This window comes from Onishia taeanensis, from assembly GCF_013349955.1.
GTDB lineage: Bacteria > Pseudomonadota > Gammaproteobacteria > Pseudomonadales > Halomonadaceae > Onishia > Onishia taeanensis_B.
Window position 1 is genome coordinate 298,360 of record NZ_JABVXC010000004.1, and the last position, 8,187, is coordinate 306,546.

Annotated in this window: 9 protein-coding genes; 1 reads left to right on the forward strand and 8 read right to left on the reverse strand. The window is 60.2% G+C overall.

What is annotated here, in order from left to right; all coding sequences use genetic code 11:
* Positions 1-173: 173 nt before the first annotated feature.
* From HUS66_RS07820 to HUS66_RS07830, 3 genes are all read right to left on the reverse strand, one after another.
* Entirely contained in the window at positions 174-1,289 is a 1,116-nt protein-coding gene (locus HUS66_RS07820; protein WP_175070348.1) for a COX15/CtaA family protein, read from the reverse strand.
* Positions 1,290-1,377: 88 nt separating this feature from the next.
* Positions 1,378-1,914, reverse strand: coding sequence for a hypothetical protein (locus HUS66_RS07825; RefSeq protein WP_175070349.1), 537 nt, complete (start codon positions 1,912-1,914; stop codon positions 1,378-1,380).
* A 2-nt stretch (positions 1,915-1,916) separates the two neighbouring features.
* A complete protein-coding gene (locus HUS66_RS07830; RefSeq protein ID WP_282848430.1) occupies positions 1,917-2,705 on the reverse strand; it encodes an SURF1 family protein in 789 nt (262 codons plus the stop codon).
* A 10-nt stretch (positions 2,706-2,715) separates the two neighbouring features.
* Between HUS66_RS07830 and HUS66_RS07835 the strand changes: the two genes are divergently transcribed.
* The gene (locus HUS66_RS07835; protein WP_175070351.1) at positions 2,716-2,910 is read left to right on the forward strand and encodes a DUF2909 domain-containing protein; all 195 of its coding nucleotides are present in this window, start codon (positions 2,716-2,718) and stop codon (positions 2,908-2,910) included.
* Positions 2,911-2,979: 69 nt separating this feature from the next.
* On the opposite strand, the gene HUS66_RS07840 is transcribed toward HUS66_RS07835, so the two are convergent.
* From HUS66_RS07840 to HUS66_RS07860, 5 genes are all read right to left on the reverse strand, one after another.
* Positions 2,980-3,837 carry a cytochrome c oxidase subunit 3 gene (locus HUS66_RS07840; RefSeq protein ID WP_175070352.1) on the reverse strand — a complete coding sequence of 286 codons (858 nt, stop codon included), beginning with the start codon at positions 3,835-3,837 and terminating at the stop codon, positions 2,980-2,982.
* Positions 3,834-4,430 (reverse strand): cytochrome c oxidase assembly protein, encoded by a 597-nt coding sequence (locus HUS66_RS07845; RefSeq protein ID WP_175070353.1) that lies wholly within the window; start codon positions 4,428-4,430, stop codon positions 3,834-3,836. The genes HUS66_RS07840 and HUS66_RS07845 overlap by 4 nt, the downstream gene beginning before the upstream one ends.
* 136 nt (positions 4,431-4,566) lie before the next feature.
* Complete coding sequence (gene ctaD / locus HUS66_RS07850; RefSeq protein ID WP_175070354.1) at positions 4,567-6,219, reverse strand: cytochrome c oxidase subunit I; 1,653 nt, start codon at positions 6,217-6,219, stop codon at positions 4,567-4,569.
* A gap of 63 nt (positions 6,220-6,282) precedes the next feature.
* Positions 6,283-7,398, reverse strand: coding sequence for a cytochrome c oxidase subunit II (gene coxB, locus HUS66_RS07855; RefSeq protein ID WP_175070355.1), 1,116 nt, complete (start codon positions 7,396-7,398; stop codon positions 6,283-6,285).
* A 279-nt stretch (positions 7,399-7,677) separates the two neighbouring features.
* Positions 7,678-7,935 (reverse strand): DUF2970 domain-containing protein, encoded by a 258-nt coding sequence (locus HUS66_RS07860; RefSeq protein ID WP_254628735.1) that lies wholly within the window; start codon positions 7,933-7,935, stop codon positions 7,678-7,680.
* Positions 7,936-8,187: the final 252 nt, after the last annotated feature.

The window sequence follows — 8,187 nt, forward strand, 5'->3', positions numbered from 1 at the left end:
TAGAAGGCACTTGCTTAACGCAGAGTGAGGCTGAAATGCACGCCTGCCTACCATCGGCGCCTTATTGCGAGGGCCTCAGCAGATTGCCGACTTTAATGACCGCCATTCCGCACGATCGAACGACATCGCCCGGCCTCACGGCCGGGCGATGTCGTCATGCTTGCCGATAGCGCTCAAGTCACGCCCTCACCAAGTCCACTCGAACGATGACGTTGAGGCGCTGATAAAATTATCACGCATTCACCCGTTGCCTGCTCTTGATCCCGCGTTTGCGGCAAGCCAACCAGTGACGTCCCCACTTTGGCCTGCCAGGCAGCCAACGCCATGGTCAGCGCCAGCAGTACCGCACCGGCCGTATGCGCCAGCGCCAGCCCCAAAGGCAGCCACCAGACCACATTGGCAATGCCCAGCCCCACTTGGAGCCCATAGGCGGCCAACATGCCAGCCATCCAAGGGCGCAGGCGCGGTTCACGCCAGTGACGGGCAGCCAGCAACACCAGGCTCAACCCCAAAGCCAGAGCTCCGAACCGGTGCGCCAGGTGAATCGTGGTTCGCGCATCGGCATGCAATTGACCGTAAAGATACTCAGGCCCCACGCGCTGCGTCAGATGAAAGCCCTCACTCCAGTCCATTGCCGGCAACCACTGACCGTTGCAGGTCGGAAAGCCCTGACAGGCAATACCCGCATAATTACTCGAGGTCCAGCCACCCAGTGCCAGCTGAACCGCCAGCAGCAAAGCGGCGACGCCCCACCAGTGTGAAAGCCTAGGAAGTGCTCGTTTCGCGGGATGCGCACTGATCGCCGTAACGCCTAACCTGAGGTGTAGCCATAGGAACAGCAGCATCACCACCAGGCCACCCAGCAAGTGTAGCGTGACCACCTGCGGCCATAGCCGTAGCGTGACGGTAAAGGCACCGAAGGCCCCCTGCACCAGAATGACAGCCAGCAGGCCAAGCGTGATATGCCAGGGGTACCCCGGACGCTTGCGCCGCGACCAGCCCAGCGCCAGCATCATCAACACCAGCCCACCAAGCATCGTGGCCAGATAACGGTGGACCATTTCGAGCCAGGCTTTGAGAGGTTCCAAAGGCACTGCCGAAGGATGAGATTCGGCCACGCCAGAATCTGGCACGGCCCAGTGGCCATAACAACCAGGCCAGTCTGGGCAACCCAGCCCAGCGTCCATGAGCCTGGTGAAGGCGCCCATCAGAATGACAGCCACCGTGAAGGCAATACCTAACCGGCTCAACCGAATGAGCAGGCTCAGCCTGAGATCATGCTGCGACATGGTCACCTCCTGTCCTGGAGCAATCTCATCCTTCTCTACATGCCTCTCTACATACCTCTCATCCCTCTGCTGCATCATGCTCGCCGGGCTAGCCGTTCACCTTGACCACGGGCTCAGGGTTCATGCGCAACAGCTGCTTGAGATCATCGAGTACGTCATAGGGGTCGACGCCAGCACGATAGCCCAGTACCGCCTGGCCTTGCGGGCTAACGATCCAGACCTGACCTGGGACCTGCCAATCAGGCTCTTGAGCCCAGCGAAGCCGGGTTTCACCGGGAAGAGCCTCGGCGCTGACCTGGGCGGCAGGATCGATACGCAGGCGGCGAACGCGGGTCGCTTCTTTACCGAGCGCGCGGTGCAAACGCCACCACTGGTCCGCCACCCGGTCGCAGTCAAGCGTGCAGTCAAAGGCCAGCAGCCAGTCATCGTCCATCGCCGGCGGCCTAGTCCCTTCTAGCGGCCAGGCATCAAGAGATGGCACCTCGGGCTTGAGTTCGCCATGTGCCGTGCGCGCATCGGGAATGCCCACACGCCACTCCACCATCACCCAGGCCACCAACAGTGGCAGAGCAAAGACGGCTATCAGTGTCAGCAGTTTCAGGCGCTGGCGGTTAACGTACGTCATGGCTAAGACTCCTGCCGACCGGAAGCTTGAAGGTCCTCGGACACATGCTCCGATATCTGTTCGGGTACGCGTTCGGATACAGGTTCAGACTGACGAGCTCGCCGCATGCGCCGTCCACCCAACAGCATCACCACCAGGGCGGCAGCCGCCAGCCCCCACCATTGCACGGCATAGCCCAGGTGGCGACTGGGCGGCAGCACGCTGGGCTCCCACCACGGCTTCAACAGGCCGGGCCCCTCCTCGAGATGCAGCCAACCCGCCTGGGCAAAGCCACCCAAGCTCTTCCAGGCATCGAGTTGAATCCGCTGCAGCCTCAGCCCTTCCTGATTGGCACCAAACACCGGCGCCCGTTTGCCATCCTGCTGCCAGTGCCCTTTGAGGGTGACCGTTCCTCGGGGGGTGGTCACCGAGGGCGTCTCACGGCTGACACCGGTGGGCATAAAGCCACGCTCGATCAACCACAGTCGCCCGTCTGCACCCCGCAAAGGCGTCAAGGCCGCCACGCCCAATTCACCTTCATGGGTCCGGTTGTCCAGAAAGCGAGTCTCATCGGCCTGATAGCGCCCCTCGAGAATCAGTGTCGCGCCTTCCGGTGGTGCCTCATGCGGCGATACCAGCGTGGGCGCCGCAGCAAGCGCTGCCAAATACGCCTCCTTCTCTGCGGCGCGCTGCCACTGCCATTGCCCCAGCGAAAGTCCCAATATCACCAGCAGGCTCCAGAAGCCCCACCACATCAGGACGACCTTGACAGTCGGGGCGCGCTTGCTTGAACTGAAAGGGTTCTGACTCACGGTGCCCCTCATGTTGAAAGCCCTGATCACACTGGTATTTATCTGCATGGTCGCAAGCTTGGCGGCCGGCGCCGGATTCCTGTTGCGCGATCAGGGACATTCTCGCCGTTTGCTGATATCCCTCAAGCTGCGCGTCACCCTTGCTGTGCTGCTATTCGCCCTTCTGACCTACGGCTTCTATTTCGGCGACTTGGCGAGCCCCTGAATCAGCGGCTTCTCACGAACTCTCACGCCCTCAAGCCTCCAACTCCCCACGGCTCAACAGGCGCGGGGCTCAGAAGACGTATACGAAGATGAACAGGCCAATCCAGACCACATCGACGAAGTGCCAGTACCAGGCGGCCGCTTCGAAACCAAAGTGGTCCTCACGACTAAAATGCCCCTGCATCACCCGCATCAGCATCACGGCCAAGGTTATGGCACCGATGGTGACATGGGCGCCGTGAAAACCGGTCAACAGAAAGAAGGTCGAACCATAGATACCCGCCTGCAGCGTGATGCCGTAGTGGTGGTAGGCCTCGTAGTACTCGATGCCCTGAACGACCAGGAAGCACCCCCCCAGCAGAACGGTACCGATCAACCAGTTTCGGGTTGTCTTCCGGTACCCTTCCTTCAGGGCTTCATGGGCGATCGTCAGGGTGACGCTGGAGGTGACCAGAAAAATCGTATTCACCAGCGGTAGTTGCCAGGGACTCACCACCTCCCGCGGCCCGCTAATGGCATCACTGGGTGGATTCATCAGCGGCCAGCTGGCCGTAAAATCAGGCCACAGAAGCGCCGCCACCCCCTTGGCGCCCTCGCCATCCAGCCATGGCACGGCAAACACTCGCACATAGAAAAGCGCACCGAAGAAAGCAGCGAAGAACATCACTTCCGAGAAAATGAACCAGCCCATTCCCCAGCGAAAGGAACGATCCATCTGCGCGTCGTACAGGCCCTGGCGAGACTCACGGACCACATCGCGAAACCACAGCCACATCACCGCCAGTACTGCCGCCATGCCCAGTGTCATGACCAGCCCACCAGTGCCATGAACCAACTGCATGCCGAGGCTTACCATCATGACCCCTAAGGCCAAAGATCCCAGCGCCGGCCATTTGCTCTGCGGGGGAACGTAGTAGCTGCCACTCATGCTTCACCTCCTGGAACGGCAATTCCTGGAACGACAATGGCCGGGGCCTCATTGGCCAAGACCTTAGCGGCCAGCGTCTTGTCATCTACCGGATACAGGGTGTAGACCAGCGTCACCGTCTTGATGTCGTCGGGCAGGTCGCGGGTCAATTGGAAGACCAGCGGCGCCTCATAGCGCTCACCGGCGTCGAGTCGCTGCTCCTGAAAACAGAAGCAGGTCACCTTGCGCATATATAGCGACGCCTCTGAGGGTGACACGCTGGGCACCGCCCGCCCCCAGCCCGCCTGTTTACCATGATTGGTGAAAGCAAAATGGACCTCGGTGGCCGCGCCGGGATGGACACGCACCTGACGGTCGAGCACCTCGAGCTTCCAGGGAAGCCCGGGGCTGCCTCGGGTGATGAACTGCACGGTAATCACACGGGACTCATCGATGCTGTCGCGGATCAGGGCCTGAGCGGTGTTCTCGACCTTGCCGTTGATGCCTGTCACCCGACAGAAGGCGTCATACAGGGGCACCAGAGCAAAGGCGAAGACGAACATCGCCAGCAGGACCACCAATGTGCGCGTTACCGTGCGCTGCACTCCTGTCATGAGCCTTCCTCCCTCACCAGCCCAGATACCCCTGCGCAGACAACTCTGCTCAGATAACCCTTCCTAATAACCCTGCCTAATAACTCTGGCTAGATACCCCGCACCAACGCCCAGGCAGGCTTTAATGCTTCTGGTGTTAATGCTCTTGATGCTGGAATCGTGGCGGCGTCTCGAAGGTGTGCAACGGCGCGGGACTCGGCACCGTCCACTCAAGGTCCACGGCACCGTCCCAGGCCTTGGCCGGGGCCTTCTCGCCGCCGCGCACGCACTTGATGATCATCAACACGAACAGCAGCTGCGAGGTGCCGAACAGCAAGGCACCGATGCTCGAGGCCATGTTGAAGTCGGCAAACTGCAGCGCGTAGTCAGGTATGCGACGCGGCATGCCGGCCAGCCCAGAGAAATGCATGGGGAAGAAGGTCAGGTTCACCCCCACGACCGAGGTCCAGAAATGCCAGCGGCCGAGCCGTTCATTGGGGTAATGACCGGTCCACTTGGGCAGCCAATAGTAGACGGCGGCCATGATGGCGAAGACCGCCCCCGGCACCAGCACATAGTGGAAATGCGCGACGACGAAGTAGGTGTCGTGATACTGGAAGTCGGCCGGTGCAATCGCCAGCATCAGGCCGGAGAAGCCGCCAATACTGAACAGCACCACGAAAGCCAGCGCGAACAGCATCGGCGTCTCGAAGGAAATCGAGCCCTGGAATAGCGTGGCGATCCAGTTGAACACCTTCACCCCGGTCGGCACCGCAATCAGCATGGTGGTGTACATGAAGAACAGTTCGGCGACCAGCGGCAGGCCGACGGCGAACATGTGATGCGCCCAGACCAGAAACGACAGGATGGCAATCGAGGACGTCGCATAGACCATCGAGGCGTAGCCGAACAGCCGCTTGCGAGCGAAGGTCGGGATGATGGCCGAGACGATACCGAACGCCGGCAGAATCATGATGTAGACCTCGGGATGGCCGAAGAACCAGAAGATATGCTGGAACATCACCGGATCGCCGCCGCCCGCAGCATTGAAGAAGCTGGTGCCGAAGTTGATATCCAGCAGCATCATGGTGATGACACCGGCCAGTACCGGCATCACCGCGATCAGCAGGAAGGCCGTGATCAGCCAGGTCCAGACGAACAGCGGCATATCCATCATGCGCATGCCCGGGGCACGCAAATTGAGGATGGTGGCGATAATATTGATGGCCCCCAGGATCGAACTGATGCCCGCCATATGCAGCGAGAGAATGAAGAAGGTCGTGGATGGCGGCGAGTAGGTGGTCGACAGCGGCGCATAGAAGGTCCAGCCGAAGTTGGGCCCACCGCCCGGCATCAGCAGCGTCGACAGCAGCAGCGTGAAGGCGACCGGCAACAGCCAGAAGCTGAAATTGTTGAGCCGCGGCAGCGCCATGTCTGGCGCCCCGATCTGCAAGGGAATCATCCAGTTGGCAAGACCCACGAACCCCGGCATGACCGCACCGAACACCATGATCAGCCCATGCATGGTGGTCATCTGGTTGAAGAACTCCGGCTGCACGAGCTGCAGGCCGGGTTGGAAGAGCTCGGCACGCACCACCAGCGCGAAAATCCCGCCAATGAAAAACATGCTCAGCGAGAAGATCAGGTAGAGCGTACCGATCTCCTTGTGATTGGTGGTCAACAGCCAGCGCAGCAGGCCTTTGGGGCCGTGGTGGTAGCCTGCGTCGGCATGACCCGCCGTTCCCGAGGCATCACCGGCCTGCTCGACACGATTCTGTGGTGGTAACTGTGGAGGTAGCTTGGGCGCCATCGGTATCTCCTGTCATTCGGGTGATCGCGACGCGGGCGTCGCGAACAAGAGCCGTCAGGCCGGCTATTCGAGCCTTGCCTGAATCTCCGACGGCTGCACGCTATCCCCGGTATCGTTGCCCCAGGCATTGCGCTCATAGGTAATCACGGCGGCAATCTCCACCGGGCTCAGGCTACTGCTGAAGGCAGGCATCGGCTTACCCGCCACCCCGTTGATGACGGTAGCGATGTGCCGGTCCCGCTCGGCTATCAGGGCAGGATTGTTGGTCAATGCCGGGAAGACCGGCGGACTCCCCGAGCCATCGACCTGATGGCAAGAGGCACAGATCGACTCATAGACCTGCTGGCCACGGGACATCAGTTCGTCCATGGTCCACTCACGATCAACGCCGCTGGCTTCCCTGGCCGCGGCCTGCTTGCGTTCGGCGAGCCAGCTATCGAAGGCTTCGGGTTCCATTGCTTCGACCACCACCGGCATGAAGCCATGATTACGCCCACATAGTTCGGTGCACTGGCCGCGATAGGTTCCGGGCGTTTCGATGCGCACCCAGTTTTCGTTGACGAAACCGGGAATGGCGTCCTGCTTGACGGCGAGGTCAGGCACCCACCAGGAGTGCACCACATCATCAGAGGTCAGCAGGAAACGCACCTTCCGCCCCACCGGCAGCACCAGCGGCTCGTCAACTTCGAGCAGGTAATTCTCGCCCTTGGCAGCGAGGCCATCGATCTGATCGCGAGGCGTGGTGAGGTTGGAGGTAAAGGCAACGTCCTCGCCCAGGTATTCATAGTGCCAGCGCCACTGCTGCCCCGTGACCATCACGTCCAGATCGGCATCTTTGGCGTCATACATCTGCTTGAGGGTGGCGGTCGCCGGCAGTGCCATGCCGATCAGAATCAGCAAGGGAACCGCCGTCCAGATCACTTCAACCTTGGTGTTTTCGTGGAAAAGAGAGGCTTTGGCGCCCTTCGAGCGACGGTAGCGGAAGAGGGAGTAGAACATCACACCGAAGACGACGACGCCGATCACCACACAGATCCAGAAGATCGTCATGTGCAAGCCGTGGATATCGCGACTCAGGGCCGTCACACCAAGCGGCATGTTCCAGCCATGGACCAGGGTCGAACGTGTCAGCCAGACGCTACCGCCAACGGCTGCCACCACACCAGGCAAATTGCGCATCGGCTCCTCCTTGTCTATCTGGTCACGGTCATTGTGAGCACGCCGCCCGCACTTCTGACGTCCCTGACGTTCCGAACTTCTCAGACTTCCCAGACATCTTTGACCTACGGCTGAAGCCAGGGTCCGCCATGGCTCAAGCGAGCCACGACAAAGATGAGTATAGAAAGGTTGACGAGATATCCTTATTCAGGGTATGCGCAATCACTAAACGCAGCCATCAACGTTAGTAGGGTCTCTCGCTCGGACGCCATCCAGGTGCTCACCCCGCCCCGGCCTTGCCTAGTCTGCCGCGCTCATGGCCAGCATGAAGACGCCCACCACCAGCACCAGCGCCATCAGCAGCCCAACGATAATAAAAGCGACCGGCTTGCCCTCTTCGAAGTCCTTCTTGCGCTGCTGCTCCTTCTGCACCCCGAAGAAAGCCGCCAGCACCGACTTGATCACCTGCCACATCAGCGCCCCCTGCGTTCGCTCATCACCCCAGTCACTCTGCATATAAAAGCCGACTTCCATCAGAGAATGGGTGAAAAACGCCATTTCCGCACGGCACGGCGACCCGGCGCTTCTATACTCAGGAGTAGCTAAAGACCAGCGTGAGTGGAGAAAATGATCACTCGGTAATTATTAGTCAGCTATTAGCGAACCCAGATGCTACCCCAAGCAATAACCTGAAGATGGCTTGCAAAAAACGTGATGATGAAAGATCGCTATATGTCGGGTCCCGTGTGATTAACCACCCGCTTGGTAAATAACTCAGGGTGCTTGATCTGCCATACCTTCATCACCTCA